Origin of the sequence: Nitrincola sp., assembly GCF_048264025.1 — a bacterium.
Lineage (GTDB): Bacteria > Pseudomonadota > Gammaproteobacteria > Pseudomonadales > Balneatricaceae > Nitrincola.
Genome location: NZ_JBLXDN010000007.1, coordinates 12055 through 32463 on the forward strand (window position 1 = coordinate 12055; position 20409 = coordinate 32463).

Consider the following 20409-nt stretch of genomic DNA (forward strand, 5'->3'; position numbering starts at 1 on the left):
TTCCACTACCACTCACATCAATATCATCACCACACATGATGCTGTCAATCCGCCCATAAATCGATTGAACAGACGCCAATGATGTGGGGTTTTTATCAACCGTCCCAGTAACACGCCAAAACTGGCCCAGAGTGCGATGGATGGCAGATTCACCACGGCCATGGCAAGAATAATCAGTACCACAGAGGCAATAAACGCATCGCCGCTAAGGGTGAAGGAAGCCAGGGCTGAAATAGCCATCATCCAGGCTTTGGGATTAACGAACTGAAACAGGGCCGCCTGAAAAAAAGTCAGCGGGCTACCGGTCATTTCTGTACGGATTTCAGGTGGTGGCGAGTGAAAAATTTTCCAGCCCAGCCAAAGTAAATAACCACTACCTAACACTTTTAACAGCGTCATTAATTCCGGCCAACGCTCAAACAGAATACCCAGACCCAAAGCCACTGAAGACATTAGCAACATCACACCCGCGGTAATACCCAGCATATGTGGAATGCTGCGCACAAAACCGTAATTAGCGCCGGATGCCGTCAGCATGACATTATTCGGGCCAGGTGTGACCGACATGCTGAATGAAAACAGCAAAACCGGGATCATCAACGTCAGCAGTTCATAGCCAGGCAGTTCCATAACCTCCTCCAAAATTGTATTGTATGGATACAATTTAATTAATATAGTTAATATTGGGTTTACAAATGCATACAATTAACCATAGTGTGTATTAATTAATGCAGCAATTACTTAATTGTCCTGCAAACAATCCTTTGTATTCAGGACAATCAACTCGGAGGCCAGGTGAGCATTCAACAAAAAGCACGATCCCGCTGTCACTGGCTACCCACACTGGATAAAAGCCAGGATACCCTGTATCTGACACTGGCCGATCAGTTGGCGGCCGATATTGCGGCGGGCAAGATGAGTCCCGGTGATAAACTGCCCCCTCAGCGCCTGCTGGCTGATGCTCTGGGCATCACACTGGGTACCGTAACGCGGGCTTATCGGGAAGCGGAACGCCGTGGACTCACTGAAGCCCGAGTGGGTAGTGGTACGCGTGTACGGGGTACCCAGGCCGATGAACCGGTATTTCACCACCTATCCCGTGCCAGTGCTGGCAGCATCGACTTGTCACTCAGCATTCCGATTCCCAATCCGATTCGGGCAGAACAACTGGCCTTTTGCTTGCAGCAGATAGCTAATCAACCAGACATAACGCGTCAGGCATTGGCGTATCAACCGGAGCAAGGCAACCTGATCCAGCGTGAAACTCTGGCTGAATGGATGACACGGCATCAGTTACCCGTTGATGCCAGTGAGCTGCTGATCACTGAAGGTGGACAGCACGCAGATTATCTGGCCATGCAGGCACTGATCCGACCGGGTGAAGCCGTGGCCTCTGCCGCGTTAACCTATCCAGGTATGATCGCGATTGCCCGACAATTGGGTCTTAAACATATTCCGGTTCCAACCGATCATCAGGGCATCCGTCCGGATGCTCTCGAACGACTGTGTCAGCAACAAAAAATTCGACTGCTTTATGTGATGCCGGAGTACAACAATCCGACCGGCGAACATATGAGCCAGGCCCGCCGCGAAGCGATTGTAGAGATTGCTCGACGTCACGACCTGCTGTTACTCGAAGATGGCATACAGTATGTGATTCCATCACACCGTGGCACACCCTTTTATCGCCTGGCGCCGGAACGTTCACTGTATATTTTTAGCGTATCTAAAATTATTGAAGGAGGGCTACGCTTCGGTGCCTTGCGGGCACCCTCTAATTTGATCCCCAGGCTGAGTGCAGCGCTACGAGCTCAATGCTGGTCGGTTCCCGGCTTGATGGGGACTATTGCCTGCCAATGGCTCAGTTCTGGTAACGCCGACACCTTGATTGACTGGCAATGGACTGAAGTCAGCCATCGCCAGGCATTGGTTAAGCAGGCATTATCCCACTATGAAACCGAAGCCCATGCGTATGGTTTTCACGCTTGGTTAAAACTGCCAGAACCTTGGCGAGCTGTGGATTTTGTGGCTGAAGCTGCACGACGTGGTGTCACTTTGATCGCATCAGACCCTTTCTGTGTTGGTAGCCATCCGGCACCGCAAGCCGTCAGAATTTGCGTCACCCCTCCGGCAGAAACCGCTATTTTTGAAACCGGTATACAGCGACTTGCCACGCTGCTGCAAGAAGGGCCTTCCCATGCGGCACCTCTGGTATAAGTTGTTATATGGGCGTAAAATAGTCAATCGACCGATTTGGCTTAAGTTTGACTTTCCTCAGGTATCCACCATGGCATTATCACGCCACATTTCATCACGTATTATTCTTAACGCTGCGCTGTTTTCCTTGCTATGCACGGCCGTCCAGGCCGAAGAAACACAAGAGATTTTCAGCGAACAGCAAGCCATCACTGAAGTACGTGAACGCTGGGTACTTAATCTCTTTTTTGAGAATGACCTGTTCAGTCAAACCGATCAGCAATACACCAATGGCGTACGGGCTTCCTGGGTTTCACCTGACATAGACAGCTTTATTGATGATGAACGCCTGCCTCTGTGGATGCGCCAAGCCAACCGATTACTGACGCCTCTGGATCCCGTCGCACCGGGATCAAGGGAAGAAGTCAGCCGCCGGGTTGTTTTTTCTCTAGGCCAGAAGATGTATACCCCGGATGACTCGGAAGGCACCAGCATTGATCCTGATGATCGACCTTATGCAGGCTGGCTTTACGCTGGCCTGGGTTATCACACCCGTACGCTGAACCGACTGAATTCGTTTGAAGTTAATCTGGGTATGGTTGGTCCGGCATCGCTGGCAGAGGAATTTCAGAACCTGGTTCATGATATGCGTGGTTTTGATCGCTTCAATGGCTGGGATAATCAATTACATAACGAGTTGGGTGTCCAACTGGTTTATGAACATAAAAACCGCGTTTTCCAGGGTCGGCTAAGCGACACAATACAGCAAGACCTGATCCTGCACGGTGGCGGTAGCCTGGGTAACGTAGCCACCTACCTAAATACGGGTGCCCAATACCGGATTGGACGAAATTTACCGGCCGATTTCGGTACTTCAGCTCTGCGTCCAGGTGGGGATAACAGCGTGCCCGCCCATACCAATGGTAAGAGTACCGATAATTGGGGTATGCATGGCTTTGTTTCCATGGATGGTCGCTGGGTACTGCACGATATTTTCCTTGATGGTAACACCTTCCGTAGCAGTCATTCCGTGGATAAAGAGGCTTTGGTGGGAGATTTATCCATAGGTGTTGCGGCCACTTTCGACCGTTGGAAGCTATCTTATGCCAATATCTGGCGCAGCAAACAGTTCAAATCGCAGGCAAGCTCTCATAGTTATGGGTCGCTAACGGTTTCTTATTCTCTTTAAACAGCCACATAAGCTAACCGGTTACGCCTGAAACCGGTTCATCTATCGGAAAATTTGACACCTAAAGCCTTCCGCTGCCAGATGGATACTAACGTATTAGCATCCAACCGGATAAATACTGCGTAATCAGTTAATATATGCAGAATAACAAATGAAATCTGGACGAACGGCTGATTTATTACAACAATGAATGAGTTCAATAAGGGAAGATGTGAGGTGACAGAACACCAATGACTACTTTGGCAGGTCTGGGGTCAGGATAATTTTCATAAAAGGGCAGTGTTATGGCACTTCTGAAAAAAAACTTATGGTCAATTTTCTACATTTTGACCCTGCTCTTTACCCTTTACTTTGCTTTTGTCTCTTACGCCCAGTGGCAACGGCTTTTCGCCGACGCCAAAAACTCCCAAGAAAACACCCTCAAACTGATTGCTGGCTCCACTCAAGCCCTTTATAGAACCAATGAGATCATGCTAGACATCCTCGGACACCGATTTTTAGAGGATGCCACCTACCAAGACAATCAAAACGCCATGACCATGCTTAATGCGGCCCTTGAAGAAAGCCCTGCAATCATCGCCATTGCCCTGGTTGACCCTGAAGGAAACATGCTTTTTGCCACCAACAATCTGGATGTATCTAATTTCCCTAACCTCCTGGAGCAACCTCAATCTCGTGCTTCATTTATGCAAGTGATGGATTCCAGGACAATGGTTTTTGGACGAACCTATTTCTTTGAGCCCTTCCAGGACTGGATTGTTCCTATCCGCAAAGCCATACGCAATCCCGATGGCAGCGTCTATCGTGTTATCACGGCGGCTTTACGCCTGGAAGATTCTTTTGGACACATAGTCAAAACGATTGACCATGAAAACCGTTATATTTCATTAATTGTGCGTGAGGACATGCACGTGCAATACGCCAGTAACGGCAAAGAACTCGATTACCGCCCCTACCAGGAGCTGCTTTCAAACAGCAAACAAGAGGCGATGAAACAAGCCATAGCGAAAGCCCATAGCAACGAGTTAGATGGCTTTTGGCACGACTATCAACCCATCTCGTATGTGGATAGCTCGGAAGACACCTCCCAATTAGTCTCCATCCAATATAACACCGCCTATAACCTCTGGTTTATGCTCATGACTGAAATGAAAGTGCTTTGGCAGGAGTTTGCCAAGGCACTAGGCGCCTATTTTTTGATTTTTGTGTGTGTGGAAGGAATACTGTATGTTCTGTTTCGCATCATTGCCACCGCGGAGGCCAAGCGTAACGCGGACTTGCTTCACCAAGCTACCCACGATCAACTCACCGGACTTTTAAACCGCAGCTACCTCAAAAATAATGTGCATCACTGGATTTACCCGCAAGCTAGCCCTTTTGGACTGCTCTATGTGGATCTGGACAATTTCAAAAATGTTAATGACAGTTTTGGCCACCATCACGGTGATTTGTTGTTGCAAGAGCTGGCACAGCGGTTACGTACTATTTCACCCAAAGGGGCTGCATTATTACGCTACGGAGGTGATGAGTTCATTCTGCTAACGCCCACCCATGATGACAAGGTTCTGATAGCCTTGGCAAAGCAACTCATCGACACGGCGTCAAAATCCTATCAGATTAACTCTATGCGTTTACATGTCGGTGCCAGTGTGGGTATTGCAAAATACCCACAGCACGGCGAAAGTATGGATGATTTGTTGCGTGCAGCCGACATTGCCATGTACGAATCCAAGCGTCTTAAAAACACGGTGCATCTTTTTAAAGACGCGATGCAAGAGAACTACCTGCGCAACATCAATATTGAACAAGCGCTTCGCGGTGCCATAGAAAATCATGAGTTTTTCATGGTTTATCAACCGCAAATCAACGCCGATGGCAGCTTTTACGGGGTAGAGGCGTTAGTTCGCTGGAACAGTCCAATCCTTGGCAGCGTCCCCCCGGATGCCTTCATTCCCGTTGCGGAAACGGCTGGACAAATGCCCACTCTGGGGCGATACATCATTGAAACCACCTTCAAAGACATCAAGCAGATACAGCAGGCTCTTGGCACCACGTTTTACACTTCTATTAATCTGTCTGCGCGGCAACTGTTAGAACCTGACTTTGCGTCTTATTTTATTGGCAAGATGCAGCAAGAAAACATCAATGGTGTTTGGGTAACCTTGGAGATTACTGAGAGTTTGCTCATTGAAGATATTCCAAGTGTTCTGCCCCTCTTGCACACCCTCAAAAGCTACGGTGTGCAGCTATCTATGGATGATTTTGGTACAGGCTATTCTTCTTTGAGCATGTTGCGCATGCTGCCCATTGATGAGCTGAAAATTGACAAAAGCTTTATTGATGCCGCTTTAGCCGACAAAAGTGCCCAACAAATGGCCCAAAGTATTGTCACTATCGGTAAAAACCTTGAAATTGATGTAGTAGCCGAGGGAATAGAAACCCAAGAACAGCTAGAGATGCTTACCCGTTTTGGTTGCGACAGGTTTCAAGGCTACTATTTTGCTCGACCTCTGGGTAAAGAAGACTTGGCTCACTTCGTTAAAGAAACGCTTTCGCTGATCAGCCGCCGGCCAGTTTGACCTTAAAACCTTCCGCTTCCAGGATAGATTTAATCAACTCTCGCTGATCACCCTGTATCTCAACAATACCGTCTTTGACCGATCCCCCGGTACCACAACGTTGCTTGATCTTCTTAGCCAACTGTTTCAGTTCAGCTTCGGCCAAAGGAATTCCGTTGACAGTCGTAACACCCTTGCCCTTGCGACCAGCCACTTCACGGCGGATACGCACTATGCCGTCCAACGTTGCCAGACGTGACTGCTCAGCTAACTGCTCACAAACACATTCAGCCAGCGGCTGAGAACACTCAGGGCAATGTTTTCCGCTTTCAGTCGAATAGACCAGTCCACTGAGTTGATCTTTTAATGATGCCATTCATTACCTCCTATCACTCGGTACAGCTTAACCTACTCCGCCGCCTATCTGGCGAGCCAAATAATTGGCGTAAGTGTCTGTCATTCCGCCAATAAAATCTACAGCACGCATATAGCTGTCGTACAACGGCCAACTTGCCGGAGGTGCATGAATACCCAGCAAGGTAATAATCTTTTCGGTACGATACCCCAAGGCTTCGCCCTGTCGCTGATGGGATTCATACACAGCATCGCAGAAGGCATCCAGTAAGACACCCAGGGTGGTGTAGGCCCCCACCTCCTGCTCGGCTTTACGGTTATTTGGAAATACGCGGGTACGGGCAATACTTTTGGCCGTGTTCAGTCCTTCAGCCACCATCGGATCACCATCACTGAGCAGTTCCCCCTGGAAAGAACCCGCCATGATGGATTCATAATGCTGACAATAGGTCTGCACCGCCGCATTGACCATGTTTTCCATGGCTTTGCCACGCAGTGCCGAAATCTTGCGCCGAGCGGAAGCCTGAGAGTTGAAAATAGCATCATCAAAACTCAGATCGCCACACAGCTGCAGCAAGATAGGTTTGACCTCCTCGAAGGTGAGAATCTGTAGTTCGATGGCATCTTCAAGATCGAGGATGGCATAACAGATATCATCGGCGGCTTCCATCAACCAGGCCAATGGATGGCGTGACCAGTAATTCTCTCCCAGTGAAATAAGGCCCAGCTCATTACCCAAAGCATTGAGGATATCCACTTCGGTCTGGAATACACTGAACTTACCCTTGTCCCCCCCCTGATCCACCGTCCAGGGATACTTTAACAACGTGCCCAGAGTGGGATAGGTCAAACGCAAGCCACCGTCAAACAAATTGTTCTCGATACGAGTGACCACCCGAAATCCTTGTGCATTACCTTCAAAGGTTTGCAGGTCAGCCAGTTGCAGTGGGCTTAAACTTTCAAAGCGCGGATCTTTGGCATGCCGCCTGAACCAATCACGTATTGCATATTCCCCCGCATGGCCAAACGGCGGGTTGCCGATGTCATGCGCCAAACAGGCCGACTGGACTATGGTACCCAGATCATGCGGTGTTACCCAGGAGGGCAATTGATCAGCAAGCAACTCGCCTACTCGAATGCCCAGGCTACGCCCTAAACTACCGACTTCGATCGAATGGGTCAGTCGGGTATGAATATGATCGTTCAATGCCAGTGGGTGTACCTGAGTCTTGCGTCCCAGACGCCGAAATGCACTGGAAAAGACAATGCGATCATTGTCCTTGTGAAAATGACTTCGACCTGTCTCTTCAGCTGTCAGCAACTCATGACCATAGCGTTTGGTGGTTAACAAACGTGACCATTGCATACTTCTGCCCATGTTTTTCAATCCTGCTTGAGCACGAGTGCCTGACCTTCAAACGCCACACCCGACCAGCCGTGACGCATGAAGTTACGAATATTCTGATGATCGTCAGCCTCGGGATGCTGCAACACATCCACAAGGTAATAGTCACCGAAAGCGTTCAGAGTGGCAGTTTCACTCAGGCCATGTTGTTGGGCAAAGGCCAAGATTTTGCACGAGCCGTTGTTGCTGCCTGCTGCATTTAACAATTCACCGTTACGAAAAGCCATCGGGGTAAAATCATAAAAGTGATCAATACACGCAATAACCTGGGTAAAACTAACCGAAGCCCGCTGTAGGGATTGAATCAGCATTTCAGGAGTCATAGCCTGTTGTGTCATTAGATAGGGTTTCCTCAGGGAATACGTAAGGTCAGGGTGCCATCACGCTGGGTCATTTCAAGGTTTTTCATAAAGCTCATTCCCAGCAGCACTATGTCAGACGGCATATGCGGATTGATATGCGCCTGAACATGATCCAGACGGATATTACCTAACTGTACCGTTTTCAGCTCTGTCTGGTAAACATCAATCACACCACTGGCCGTGGTAACACGGCTGGACCGCCCGGGCTGCAATTGCGCCTGTCGCGCGACAGCTTCTGGCACACTGATTGTAGTCGCTCCGGTGTCGAGCAGAAATACCACCGGATGACCGTTGATCATTCCCGGTGCAATGTAATGGCCACTGCGATTACGCTGCAACACGACTTCTGCTGGCCCGTCTGTTTCTGCCAGTGTCAGATGCTGGTTAGGATGATCACGACGCTCAAGATAACCACTGAAGTAAAGGGCAAAGGCGAGCAACAACAGCAACCAGAAGGCCACCTGGAACAGGCGTGCAGTCGTACGACGAGTCTGATCCGGATGCCTCATAAAGGATTATGCCCTGTGTTTCAATGCTATTACGTCAGAGTATACCTAGGAGCGCTGCTGATAGTCATCCAAAGCGGACTGTCGAGCCGACTTATAGTCAATAATCGGCGCCGGTCGCCCCATCGACTGACCTGCACCCGGGAGGTGGCGTTGTCGACGTGATACATTAGCCAGTTCCGGTAGCCAATGCAGCAGAAAAGCGCCATCTGGATCGAACTTTTCACTCTGAAGCTGGGGATTGAATATACGAAAATAGGGCGCGGCATCAGCGCCTACCGATGCCGCCCATTGCCAGCCACCCAGGTTAGAGGCAAAGTCAGCATCGATCAGGTGTGCCATAAAAAAATCGGCACCCAAGCGCCAGTCAACGCGTAGCAATTTGGTCAGAAAAGAGGCAACCACCATGCGCAAACGGTTGTGCATCCAGCCGGTAGTCAGTAACTGTTTCATCGCTGCATCTACAATGGGATAACCAGTTTCACCACGACACCAAGCGTCGAACAAGGCAGGCTGATGCTGCCAACTGATACGCTGTTCCACGTCAGCTCTGAAGGGCTCCAGGCGGCTCATCTCTGGCCAGGCGACCAGCAAATGACGGTAAAACTCCCGCCAGATCAACTCGTTCAACCAGATACTGTCCAGCCAGGCATCGCTTCCAGACTCAACCTTAAGGCATTGCAAGCACTGTAAGGGCGACAGCGCACCAATAGACAAATAGGGCGACAAGCGCGAGGTGCCATCGATAGCGGGAAAATCCCGCTGACCGGCATAGTCACTTACCGCGTTGTGGATAAACGCATTCAGGCGGGCATGCACCGCCGCTTCACCGACTGGCCAGCCTTGCGGATCATAGGGCATTAACCGTGAAGCCAGTGCCTGGTAACCCAAGTCATCAGGGAGACTATCCGAAGGAGTGATGTCGGGCTGAGCTGCCGGCATACCCAAGGGTTCGGGTAGCTGTTGCAGGTATTTTTGTCGCCAGGCGCGACTGAAAGGCGTGAAGACTTTGAACATCCCACCCTGCCCGGTCACCACCTGACCCGGTGGAATAATCAATTCGCCATGATACCCCAGGCAACGTACCCCAGCCGCCTCCAGTTCAGCGCAGACCTGTTGGTCGCGACGACGTTCATTGAGTGGGTATTCGTAGTTGAAATAGAGTGTATCCGCTTGCAACTCAGTGGCCAGTTGCTGCAACGTAGCGGGTACCTCGCTAAAACGATTAAGCTGCACGACCCGCAAGCCAATATTCAATTCAGCCAGGTCTGACTTCAAAGCCCTAAGCTGATCTCGCCAAAGTGCCAGCCTTGCGGGTGCCTCACTGTGTAACTGCCACTGCTGCGGCGTCAGCGTTACTACAGCCGTCACACCCGCTTGTGTTTCACAGGCATAAAAAAGCGCCGGATTATCCAGCCGGCGCAAATCGTTACGTAACCAAACCAGTTTCATCGACACGCTTACATACCAATAAAGGGTTGAACCAAACGCCCCATCAGCCCGGTAAACTTCAAAGGAGCATCTGTAGCAATCAGACAAATACAGTCTTGGTCTGTATCTACCAACGGCTGATGATGCACTTCGCCATCCAGGTCAGCCACATCACCAACACTGAAGCGTCCGATTTCATCCGAGTAAGACCCGCTCAGGATCAGGGTTAGCTCACTGCCGCTGTGGGTGTGGTGCGGGACAGAGACACCCGGTGCTATTTTTAGCAAGCGTGTAGTGCCCTTACCGCCAAGATTCAGATCGATATGATGAACGCCGTACCCCAGGCGTTTCCATGGAAGCTGCTCCAATGAACTATTGATGTAATGATACAAGGGCGCAGGGACACCCGCTGGTATTTCTGGTGACTTGACCAGTGATGAAACTTCCGTCGCCATGTCATCATCCAGGCGTGCCATTAATTGATCCAGAGCACTGTCATGTAAGGGTAAAGGGGCGATTTTATCCAGCAAAACGCCGCCGATGGCTTCGGCCTGACGCACTCGCTCGCAGCATTCCGGGCACCAATGCAGGTGACAAGCAACCAACAGTGCCATGCCTTGGGGTAAACTACCGGCTGCATAAGCCATCAGGGTAGCATCGTCGAAGTGGTGGCGAATATTCATTCTTCCTCCCCCCAATGTGCTTTGAGTTTACTAAAGGCCAGACGCAGTCTGGATTTCACACTGCCTAAAGGAATGCCCAGTTGATCGGCAATTTCGGAATGGGACTTGCCCTCGTAATAAGACAGGTGCAGCACCTGTGCCTGATTTTCAGGTAACTGAGCTATAGCGTTTTGCATACGTTCTTCAATAATGGCATGTTCTGACATATCGCGTTGATCAGGATCGGGTTCTTCTTCAGGTAATTCATATTCCACCGCCTTTTCACGACGCATACGGTCAATACAAAGATTTCGTGACAGAGTGAAAATCCAGGTACTGGCACTGGCTTTAGCTGAGTTGAACATATGGCTTTTGCGCCATACGGACAACATCGCCTCCTGAGTGACCTCTTCAGCCGTAGCCAATGGCATGCCCAGGCGAACGATATAAGCCTTCACTCGGGGAGCAAAATAGCCAAAGATAGCCGCAAATGTTGCTTTGTCTTGTGTTTCTGCCAAAGAAGTAAGGCGTGCTGACCATTCATCACGTTCCTTTTTTTTCTTCTCTTCGGTGATTTTGATGACTGCGTTCACTTCGCCTCCCGTGGGCTCATCTTCCTGCATTACATACTCCTACGCTGCCATTAAACGGGTGGATCACTGAAAAATAAATCTAGCCAATTGAAGATAAAATACTACAAATCTAGTAAACCCTGATGATCTACAAGCTTATACCGAAACGTAAGCTATGGATATATCGAGACACATCGGCATGAGGCCAGATTTTATGAATGTAAAAGTAATGCGTCCCCTGAGAATAGCGGTTATTGGCTCAGGCATCTCAGGCTTGTCCTGTGCCTGGCTACTGAATCAAAACCACGACGTCACCCTGTTTGAAAAAGATGACCGTCCCGGAGGACACTCCAATACAGTCGATGTGAATTTTTCCGACGCCACCAGCCTGGCGGTTGATACAGGTTTTATCGTATTCAATCCGGTCAACTACCCCAACCTGGTGAAATTTTTTGACCACCTGCAGGTTGACAGTGTTGAGACAGAGATGTCATTTGCCGTGAGTATGGATCAAGGTCAACTCGAATACAGTGGCACCAGCCTGAATGGTTTGTTCGCACAGCGTCGCAACCTGGTGCGCCCTATGTTCTGGAAACTAATCCGGGATCTGCTGCATTTTTACAAACACTCAGACAGTTTCGCTAACAATCCCGCAAATGCCAACTTATCCTTGGGTGAATTATTGCATCAACAGGGTTACAGTCACGCCTTTATTCATCAGCATCTGATCCCTATGGGTGCCGCCATCTGGTCAACACCGGCTGATAAAATGCTGGACTATCCAGCTTTGACTTTTCTACGTTTCTGTCAGAACCATGGCTTGGTACAACTCACAGATCGGCCACAATGGCGTACCGTCGTGGGCGGGAGTCGAGCATACGTCAACAAGATTATCCAACAGCTGAAAAACCCCATCAGACTCAATAGCCACATTCATCGGATTCACCGCCACAACGGCCAGGTGATTCTGGAAGACCTGCATGGCAAGCGCGAGACCTTTGATCATGTCGTTATGGCCGGTCATGCCGACCAGTCACTCGATATGCTGGCCGAACCAACTGTTGATGAACAGCAGTTACTGCAACACTTTCCTTATCAGCGTAACCGTGCCATTTTGCATAGTGATACCACGTTGATGCCGAAACGTCGTGCCGCCTGGGCCAGTTGGAACTATCTGGCCAGCACAGCGGCGGACCAGACCGCGGATGTGAGCGTGACTTACTGGATGAACGGCCTGCAACACCTGCCCGAAGACAAGCCCTTATTTGTCACACTTAACCCCGTTGAAGAGCCTGAAGCCGGTAGCATCCATCGCAGTTTTCTTTACGACCATCCAGCGTTTAACCTGGAGTCTGTCGCGGCACAGCAAAAACTCTGGAATCTGCAGGGCGTACAGAATACCTGGTATTGCGGTGCCTGGTTTGGCTATGGCTTTCACGAGGATGGGCTGCAATCTGGCCTTGCCGTGGCTGAAGCACTCGGTGGTATGAGACGCCCCTGGCATTTGGATAACCCTAACAGCCGTATTCATGTCATGCCCAGAACCCGTCCAGAAACGCGCTTATGCCGGGAGGCAGTGGCATGAACCAAGCATTGCACTCTGGCATTTACCTTGGTGAGGTGATGCACCAGCGTCTACGCCCGGTAAAACACCGCTTTGTGTATCGGGTCAGCGCCTGGTTGATCGATCTTGATGAGCTTGAAGCACTGGATCAATTCAAGTGGCTCTCTATCGATCGCTTTAACTTGTTTGCATTTTATCAACGTGATCATGGTGATGGTTCAAGTACAGCGCTAAAAACTCAGATCAAAGCCCTGCTGCAGCAACACCATATCGATACGGGTTCTGGCGCTATTCGCTTACTCTGCTATCCACGCCTGTTTGGCTATGTGTTTAATCCATTAAGCGTATTCTATTGCTATAACGCATCCGGCGATCTTAGCGCCATTCTGTATGAAGTCAGCAATACCTTTGGCCAGCGTCACAGTTACCTGATACCTGTCGAGACGACCTCCGCAAATGCTATTCGCCAACAAGCTGACAAGGCTTTTTATGTATCGCCGTTCATGCCGATGCAAACCGCCTATCAATTCCGATTACAGCCACCGGATGAAAACCTGGCTGTTATGATCCGCCAAACTGACGATCAGGGTCCGTTGTTTGATGCCACCTTCTCCGGGCGACGTATTGAAATCACCCAACAGTCGATACTGAAAACCTTCATCCGCCACCCGCTCATGACCCTAAAGGTAATCGGTGGTATTCACTGGGAAGCACTGCGCCTCTGGCGCAAGGGTATGAAAGTTCAGCCTCGGCCAGATCAGCCTAGTTATCGTGTTTCGCTGGTCAATACACAAGGAGTCACGCTGTCATGAAGCCTTCTAACTATCAATTACCGCATACAGGTGAGCTGCTGGCCGAGCATAGCTGGTTTAATCGTACGTTATTGAAAAGTGTATTGCGTCAGCTACCTGAGCTGAATTACGGCACCCTGGACCTGCAACTGCCTAATGGACAGCAGCTACAGCTGGGCAAGGTGCAGGAGGGCGAACCCAGAGCTGAAATCCGCCTGAACAATTTCCGCCCACTGCGCCGCTTACTGCAAGGTGGACAACTCGGTATGGCCGAAAGCTATATGGCCGGTGAGTGGGACTCCCCGGATCTGGTAGCACTGATGCGCTGGGCGCTGGGTAATGAGCGACAGATGCCGGATCTGAGTAATGGCAAACTTTGGCTGCGCCTGCTCAACCGACTGCTACATTTGCGCCGAGCCAACACCAAACGCGGCAGTCGACGCAATATTGCCTACCATTACGACCTGGGCAACGATTTTTACCGACTCTGGCTGGATCCAAGCATGACCTATTCCTCTGCCCTGTTTAGCTCAGCTGAACAGTCGTTGTTTGAAGCGCAGCAGCAGAAATATCGACGTATTGCACAAATGCTGGATCTGCAGCCTGGCCAGCAAGTACTGGAAGTCGGCTGTGGCTGGGGCGGTTTTGCCGAGCTGGCCGCCACTGAATTTGGTGCCAGTGTGCATGGCATTACTCTGTCACAGGAACAGTTGCAATTTGCCCAACAGCGCATAGCCGAGGCAGGCCTGTCTGAGCAATGCAGCTTCAGCCTGACCGACTACCGTGATCTCGAAGGCCAGTATGACCATATTGTTTCCATTGAAATGTTTGAAGCCGTCGGAGAGGAGCATTGGGCCACCTACTTCCAGACACTTCAACGTGTACTTAAACCGGGTGGTCGTGCGGTGCTGCAAGTCATCAGCATTGCTGAAGAGCGGTTTGAGGAATACCGCCGCAATCCGGATTTTATTCAACGCTATATTTTCCCGGGAGGGATGCTACCCAGTCCATCACGCCTGCAAGCCGCACTGGAACTGCAGCAACTGAAACTCACCGACAGCCAGTTTTTTGGTCTGGATTATGCAAAAACCCTGACCATCTGGCGGCACAATTTTATCGAGCAATGGCCAAGAGTGCAGGCACAAGGCTTTGATGAGCGTTTTCGCCGTATGTGGCTCTATTATCTGGCCTATTGCGAGGGCGGCTTTCGCCATAACACAGTCGATGTTGGCCTTTATCAGTTGGAGCACTCATGAGCCAACCGCTTACGCGGCAGGCACTATTCAGCTATGCACTACCGGCCTTACCGCTGGCCGTGCCTACCGTTGCTATTTATATTCTGCTACCCACCTACTATGTAGAAGAAGTAGTTTTGCCGCTGTTCATCACCGGGTTACTGTTGATGCTGGCACGCTTGAGCGATGTCATTACCGACCCATTAATCGGTCGCTGGCTGGACTTCGCCTCTCCACGGCAGTTCAAAGCCACACTGGTTACAGGCGGCTTGATCTGCATCCCCTCATTGGCACTACTCATACACCCGCTGGCGTCTGCACCAGGCCTGTCACTGCTGTTCGGTGCACTCTTTTTGTACCTGGGGTGGACGCTGGTGCAAGTACCTTATATTACCTGGCTCAGCCATCTGAGCGACAGTAGTCTAGAACGTACTCGAGCTGTGTCATTACGGGAAGGTTTTGCTCTGCTGGGGTTATTAGTCTCTGCAACTGTGCCCTTGCTGGTACTCGCCGGACTCAGCAGCACACAGATGCTACAAGTCATGGCGTTGATCACCTTGTTACCGGGTGGCTGGTTTATTTTCCGACTCCTGACCCGCCTACCCGGTCCTCAGCCGGGTGAAAACCTGTCACAAGGACATTGGCGCGACTTAATCAAAAACAGCCCAGCCATGCGTTTAGTGGCCGCCTGGTTTACCAATGGAATCGCCAATGGCATTCCCGCTGTGCTTTTCCCGCTGTATATCACCTCGGTACTGGGGCTTGAAGCGACCACCAGGCCGGTTTTTATTCTGATCTATTTTATAGCCGCCTGCTGTGCCCTACCGATCTGGCTGAAACTGAGTAAGCAGCTGGATAAGGTGTTGCTCTGGCAAGTCGCCATGCTGATAGCCATAGCAGCCTTCCTGCCTGCAGCCTGGCTGGGACCGGGTGACACCTACTGGTTTGTGCTTATTTGCGTGATTACCGGTGCCGCACTGGGGGCTGATTTGGCGTTACCCCATGCGATCCAGGCCGAAGTGACCGACTGGGATAGATTCCGTTACCGCCGCCGACAAACCGGCTTGCTGTTCGCTGTTTGGAATGCCGCCACCAAACTGGCACTCGCGCTGGCTGCAGTGGTAGCACTGGGGTTACTGGAGCTGGCCGGATTTGAACCTGAATTGGCGGCCCCGGCAATGGCGCTAGGGCTGATCTATGCCCTGATTCCCAGCGTATTGAAGGGTGTAGCCATTATGATGCTGTGGCAATTCCCACTTAAAAGCCGTCACCACAAGGTCATTATGTATCGACTAACCCAACGATCTGAGCGGAGCTCTAACAATGATTTACAGATTAAGCCGGTTGCTTCTGATCAGTCTGCTGCTGGCAGGGTGTAGCCACATGAATATAGACGAGTTTGAACAGCGAGAACCCAAACTGGTACTTGAGGAATACTTTCAAGGGAGAATCTATGCCTGGGGTATTTTTGAAGATCGCTTCGGTAATCTACGACGTGAATTCAAGGTAGAAATAGATGCACGTATGGAGGGCGATACCCTGGTACTGGATGAATACTTCCTCTATTCAGATGGTGAAACTGACCGGCGTGTCTGGCAAATCACACCAACGGCTGAAGGCGAATATCAAGGACAAGCGGATGATATTATCGGTGTAGCACTTGGACAGATCAGTGGTAATGCGCTGAACTGGCGCTATCAGATGGACCTGAAAGTCGGAGATAGCAGTTGGCGCGTCAGCTTTGATGATTGGATGTATTTACAGCCAGGTGGTGTATTGATTAACCGCGCCAGCGTTAAAAAATGGGGCGTAGAACTCGGTCAGGTCACCCTGTCATTCATTCGGGCTGAACAACTCAAGGAACCGCCCTTCAACCTGATTCCGGAATAATCAGCTTGCCGACATACGCCGCTTTATCAGACGTAATAACCCGCCGATTAAGGGTAGGCGCAGATACACCGGCGCACTGTCCCAGTAATCGATATGCTCAGTGATCAGGCCATTATAGTGATCAAACTCCAGGCGGGTGGCACCCTCAACAGATAACAAACCGATAACTGGCACCTTGGCGGTAAACTGCCAGCGCAACCAGGCATGATCGGCATAGACACTTTGCTCCAGCACGTTAAAGGCCGGGTTTTCGGTGTTTTCGAACATATCCTCCAAGATCCGACGCATCTTGCTGAAGCCCCGGACATCGTTGAAAGGATCACGAAAATGCACCTGTTCAGTCACCAAATCTTTAAATTGATCGAGTGTCTCTGGGCTCAGATTACTGAATACCTCGCAATAGCGCTCGCAAAGCTGTTTGGAAGGCGTAAGTGGCATCTAGTTTCCTCAGGGTAACAATTTCCGCGTCAGCCTGAAGTAGAGTGAATAGGGCAACAGACGCAGTACTTTTAACAGCATGACAAAAATTCGTGGAAATGCAATTTCAAAACGCTTGGTTTGCAAACCACGAATGATCACGGCAGCCGCCTGATCCGGCTCGATCAGGAAGGGCATGGTAAAGGTATTCTTATCTGTCAGTGGGGTTTTTACAAATCCCGGGTTAATCAACGACAGCTGTATGCCTTGCGCCAGCAGTTCAGGATAGAGTGCTTCGCAGGTATTAATCAAGGCCGCTTTGCTGCCACCATAGGCAGCCGCCGTAGGTAGCCCGGAATAACCGGCTACAGATGCCACCACACCTATTTGTCCGCGCTGACGACTTAATAAATCAGGCAACAAAACCGACAGACAGTTCACTACGCCAAAATAGTTAACCGCCATCAGTTGTTCAAAGGGTACAGGAGTAAAGCCCTCCAGACTCACCGGCTGATGATTTCCGGCATTCAATAACACCAAATCCGGTACGCCATGATCAACACGGAGCTTTTGCCAGGCGACCTGCACAGCTTCCAGAGAAGTCACATCACAAACCAACGGATGTAACGAGCCTGAGGGAATAGCATTATTGATCTGAGCACAGCTTGCCAATAAAGCCTGTTCGTGACGACCACTGATGATGACCTTAGCACCCTTGCTGGCTAACTGTCGCGCTACGGCCAAACCAATACCGCTGCCCCCGCCGGTAATCCACACCAACTTCCAGCGACTATCCACGTTGACCTCCAATATAACGGTTGATCAGGCGTATACGCGAATTGTCTCGCGCACTGAACTCCATGCCCAGCCAACGGCCCTGTTCGTCATACCAGGTGTCGGTGTCCTCAAGTTCCCCACCTAAGCGGTATAAGCGCACCGGTACCTCTTTATCACCAGCAGGCGCGGTTGACTCACCCAGAAATTCCACAGCCAGCTGACTGGTCTCACCGGTCAGGGTATTAAGCACAGCCGATTGAGACAGAATCGCCATATTCCAATGGTTGGTGGTCAGCAGCTCGGCCGGTAGTTGCTGCGATTGATTCGCTTGAGTCAGTTGCAGATGCTCACCCTCACGACGAGCGAACAATTCTGTCAGGTCACCATCATCATCAACACGCACATCCAGCCGCTGTAACTGCCCCTGCTGCCACCATTCACTGGCAAGGTAACGGTACTCATAGGAGAATAACGCCAGAAAACGGATGCGCAGATCCATCTCGATATCCACCCGCAGCATGCCCTGCTCTTCACTGAAGTCCAAACGGTGTGTGCCAATGGTTTGACCACTACGCTGCACATCAAATACCAGCGTACCACCATAGAGTTCGATGACCTGATCGGGTGTTTTCACCTCAGGTGCCAGTTGATTTGCATGTAATATTGATGAGGCCAGGAAACCAGCCGTGAATAGCGTAACGACAATTGATCTGAACATAATAAGCTCCTTTTACTTAGGTACGTAAAAGGAGCTCAGCCAGTTCAGCGGCTACCTATAGCAGCGCTGCTGTGAATTACACGCGAAAGCGTGATACCAATTGGTTCAGACGTTGTTCCAAAGAAGCCATGCGCTCAGAGGTATTGGCCACTTCATCAGCGTTGCGCTTACCATGCTCGGCAGTATCAGCAATTTTCTGAATACTCTGACTGACTTCATTGGCCACCGCTGTCTGCTCTTCTGCCGCACTGGCAATTTGCGTATTCATTTCAGTGATGGTGCCAACAGAACGTGCTATGGTTTCCAGAGACTCATTCGCACCAGCCGCCCGTTTCACGGTATCCATAGATGTTTCACGACTGCGCTGCATCACGCTGACCGCATCGCGTGTACCCGCCTGCAGACTATCAATCATCTGCTGAATCTCATTGGTGCTCTGCTGCGTTCTGTTCGCCAGGGTTCTGACTTCATCAGCAACCACAGCAAAGCCCCGTCCATATTCGCCGGCACGCGCGGCTTCGATGGCGGCATTCAATGCCAACAAGTTGGTTTGATCAGCAATATTTTTGATCACGCTGACCACTGTTCCGATCTGTTCGGCATTTTCACCCAGCTTCTCAATAACATCCGCAGCTCGGTTAACATCATCAGCCAGGTTATTGATGGCCTGAATCGTCTGACTGACAATCTTCTGACCGTCATTCGCTTCTCGATCAGCTTCCAGAGCGGCCGCTGCGGCTCTGGAAGCACTCCCAGCGACCTCTTCGACCGCGGCTGACATTTCATGAATAGCCGCAGCCACCTGAGTGGTTTCTGTTTGCTGCAGGGACGAATCTTCATGGCTGCGCGTAACCACAATTTTCATCGCCTCAGTCGATTCGGTTAATTCTTCCACTGAAGTTTTAACCTCACGAACCAACTGATGAATCTTGTCAGTAAACAGGTTGAACTCTTTGGCCACATCCCCAATTTCATCCCGACTGATAACATTAAGACGTTTGGTCAGATCACCTTCACCTTCAGCAATATCTTTCAGTGCAGCTGACGTTTCCTGAGCGGGTCTGACAATTCGACCACCGATAACCCATACGGCAAGGAACACCAGGACCAGGATAACTACCGCACTGATAACAATACGCAGCAGCACGGTCGTTACTTCGGCTTCGAACAGGGCCTGCTGAACTGCTACAGCCTGTTCCACATCATCGATGTAAAACCCGGTACCCACTATCCATTGATTAGACAGCAAAGGTTCGGCGTAGCTGAGTTTAGGGGTCAGGCCATTGCGGGTGGGTTCATCCCAGATGTAGCCCACATAACCACCTCCATTAAGACCTTCCCTAATCAGGTCTCTGACCAGATAAACCCCCTCAGGGTCTGTCAGATCATTCAAATTACGCCCTTCCAATTGCGGCGACATACCATGTACCAGAGTATTACCGAGCTTATCAAAAATAAATATGTAGCCATCTGATCCAAAACGCATACTACGCAGCACAGTTTTTGCAGCATCCAGCTGTTCAGCTGAAGGGTTGGGGCTGGTCATGTAGGGCTTGACGGCGGTGATCGCAATTTCAACATAATGCTGCAAAGCCTCACGCTTGGCATCCATCATGGATTCACGAATACGCTCTACTTCAGCAGTACCGGCAGCACGCATCTGGAAATTTACCAGCAACAACAATGCCAGCGTAATCATCAGCATCGGTACCAGTGCCATCAGCAGCAGCTTCGACTTAAGTTTCAATGTGTTCATCCAGGACTTCCTTAGATATTACTTTT

20 protein-coding genes are annotated in these 20409 nt (G+C 50.4%); 8 read left to right on the top strand and 12 right to left on the bottom strand.

Going from position 1 to position 20409, the window contains the following annotated elements; genetic code table 11:
• Positions 1 to 12: 12 nt before the first annotated feature.
• Positions 13 to 630: a LysE family translocator gene (locus ACN0R1_RS07035; RefSeq protein ID WP_417581301.1), complete on the bottom strand. Its 618-nt coding sequence runs from the start codon at positions 628 to 630 to the stop codon at positions 13 to 15.
• 165 nt (positions 631 to 795) lie between these two features.
• Between ACN0R1_RS07035 and ACN0R1_RS07040 the strand changes: the two genes are divergently transcribed.
• The 3 genes from ACN0R1_RS07040 (at position 796) to ACN0R1_RS07050 (ending at position 5964) form a co-directional block, all read left to right on the top strand.
• Positions 796 to 2217, top strand: coding sequence for a PLP-dependent aminotransferase family protein (locus ACN0R1_RS07040; RefSeq protein ID WP_417581303.1), 1422 nt, complete (start codon positions 796 to 798; stop codon positions 2215 to 2217).
• 70 nt (positions 2218 to 2287) lie between these two features.
• Positions 2288 to 3385: a lipid A deacylase LpxR family protein gene (locus tag ACN0R1_RS07045; protein WP_417581305.1), complete on the top strand. Its 1098-nt coding sequence runs from the start codon at positions 2288 to 2290 to the stop codon at positions 3383 to 3385.
• Positions 3386 to 3669: 284 nt separating this feature from the next.
• Positions 3670 to 5964 (top strand): EAL domain-containing protein, encoded by a 2295-nt coding sequence (locus tag ACN0R1_RS07050; protein ID WP_417581307.1) that lies wholly within the window; start codon positions 3670 to 3672, stop codon positions 5962 to 5964.
• On the opposite strand, the gene ACN0R1_RS07055 is transcribed toward ACN0R1_RS07050, so the two are convergent.
• From ACN0R1_RS07055 to ACN0R1_RS07085, 7 genes are read right to left on the bottom strand one after another with little or no spacing between them, the layout of a single operon-like run.
• Entirely contained in the window at positions 5945 to 6319 is a 375-nt protein-coding gene (locus ACN0R1_RS07055; protein WP_417581309.1) for a translation initiation factor Sui1, read from the bottom strand. The genes ACN0R1_RS07050 and ACN0R1_RS07055 overlap by 20 nt on opposite strands.
• A 27-nt stretch (positions 6320 to 6346) precedes the next feature.
• The gene (locus ACN0R1_RS07060) at positions 6347 to 7675 is read right to left on the bottom strand and encodes a deoxyguanosinetriphosphate triphosphohydrolase (protein ID WP_417581311.1); all 1329 of its coding nucleotides are present in this window, start codon (positions 7673 to 7675) and stop codon (positions 6347 to 6349) included.
• A gap of 5 nt (positions 7676 to 7680) precedes the next feature.
• The gene (locus ACN0R1_RS07065) at positions 7681 to 8040 is read right to left on the bottom strand and encodes a HopJ type III effector protein (protein WP_417581313.1); all 360 of its coding nucleotides are present in this window, start codon (positions 8038 to 8040) and stop codon (positions 7681 to 7683) included.
• A gap of 14 nt (positions 8041 to 8054) precedes the next feature.
• A complete protein-coding gene (locus ACN0R1_RS07070) occupies positions 8055 to 8573 on the bottom strand; it encodes a retropepsin-like aspartic protease family protein (protein ID WP_417581315.1) in 519 nt (172 codons plus the stop codon).
• 45 nt (positions 8574 to 8618) lie between these two features.
• The gene (gene phrB, locus ACN0R1_RS07075; RefSeq protein WP_417581317.1) at positions 8619 to 10022 is read right to left on the bottom strand and encodes a deoxyribodipyrimidine photo-lyase; all 1404 of its coding nucleotides are present in this window, start codon (positions 10020 to 10022) and stop codon (positions 8619 to 8621) included.
• Between the two features lie 8 nt (positions 10023 to 10030).
• On the bottom strand, positions 10031 to 10684 hold the full coding sequence (locus tag ACN0R1_RS07080) for a ChrR family anti-sigma-E factor (RefSeq protein WP_417581320.1): 654 nt from the start codon (positions 10682 to 10684) through the stop codon (positions 10031 to 10033).
• The gene (locus ACN0R1_RS07085; RefSeq protein ID WP_417581322.1) at positions 10681 to 11286 is read right to left on the bottom strand and encodes a sigma-70 family RNA polymerase sigma factor; all 606 of its coding nucleotides are present in this window, start codon (positions 11284 to 11286) and stop codon (positions 10681 to 10683) included. The genes ACN0R1_RS07080 and ACN0R1_RS07085 overlap by 4 nt, the downstream gene beginning before the upstream one ends.
• Before the next feature lie 163 nt (positions 11287 to 11449).
• Between ACN0R1_RS07085 and ACN0R1_RS07090 the strand changes: the two genes are divergently transcribed.
• The 5 genes from ACN0R1_RS07090 to ACN0R1_RS07110 are packed head-to-tail and all read left to right on the top strand — an operon-like array spanning position 11450 to position 16715.
• Positions 11450 to 12820 carry an NAD(P)/FAD-dependent oxidoreductase gene (locus ACN0R1_RS07090; protein ID WP_417581324.1) on the top strand — a complete coding sequence of 457 codons (1371 nt, stop codon included), beginning with the start codon at positions 11450 to 11452 and terminating at the stop codon, positions 12818 to 12820.
• Positions 12817 to 13611, top strand: coding sequence for a DUF1365 domain-containing protein (locus ACN0R1_RS07095; RefSeq protein WP_417581326.1), 795 nt, complete (start codon positions 12817 to 12819; stop codon positions 13609 to 13611). The genes ACN0R1_RS07090 and ACN0R1_RS07095 overlap by 4 nt, the downstream gene beginning before the upstream one ends.
• A complete protein-coding gene (locus tag ACN0R1_RS07100) occupies positions 13608 to 14846 on the top strand; it encodes a class I SAM-dependent methyltransferase (protein WP_417581328.1) in 1239 nt (412 codons plus the stop codon). Before ACN0R1_RS07095 ends, ACN0R1_RS07100 begins: the two co-directional genes overlap by 4 nt.
• Complete coding sequence (locus tag ACN0R1_RS07105) at positions 14843 to 16204, top strand: MFS transporter (RefSeq protein WP_417581330.1); 1362 nt, start codon at positions 14843 to 14845, stop codon at positions 16202 to 16204. The genes ACN0R1_RS07100 and ACN0R1_RS07105 overlap by 4 nt, the downstream gene beginning before the upstream one ends.
• A 4-nt stretch (positions 16205 to 16208) precedes the next feature.
• Positions 16209 to 16715, top strand: a complete 507-nt coding sequence (locus tag ACN0R1_RS07110) for a DUF3833 domain-containing protein (protein WP_417581332.1) — start codon at positions 16209 to 16211, stop codon at positions 16713 to 16715.
• On the opposite strand, the gene ACN0R1_RS07115 is transcribed toward ACN0R1_RS07110, so the two are convergent.
• The 4 genes from ACN0R1_RS07115 to ACN0R1_RS07130 all read right to left on the bottom strand — a co-directional run bounded on the left by ACN0R1_RS07115 (position 16716) and on the right by ACN0R1_RS07130 (position 20383).
• Positions 16716 to 17153, bottom strand: coding sequence for a nuclear transport factor 2 family protein (locus ACN0R1_RS07115; protein WP_417581334.1), 438 nt, complete (start codon positions 17151 to 17153; stop codon positions 16716 to 16718).
• A 9-nt stretch (positions 17154 to 17162) separates the two neighbouring features.
• A complete protein-coding gene (locus ACN0R1_RS07120; protein ID WP_417581336.1) occupies positions 17163 to 17930 on the bottom strand; it encodes an SDR family NAD(P)-dependent oxidoreductase in 768 nt (255 codons plus the stop codon).
• Positions 17923 to 18627 carry a DUF6134 family protein gene (locus ACN0R1_RS07125; RefSeq protein WP_417581338.1) on the bottom strand — a complete coding sequence of 235 codons (705 nt, stop codon included), beginning with the start codon at positions 18625 to 18627 and terminating at the stop codon, positions 17923 to 17925. The genes ACN0R1_RS07120 and ACN0R1_RS07125 overlap by 8 nt, the downstream gene beginning before the upstream one ends.
• 76 nt (positions 18628 to 18703) lie before the next feature.
• Positions 18704 to 20383 carry a methyl-accepting chemotaxis protein gene (locus ACN0R1_RS07130; RefSeq protein ID WP_417581340.1) on the bottom strand — a complete coding sequence of 560 codons (1680 nt, stop codon included), beginning with the start codon at positions 20381 to 20383 and terminating at the stop codon, positions 18704 to 18706.
• Positions 20384 to 20409: the final 26 nt, after the last annotated feature.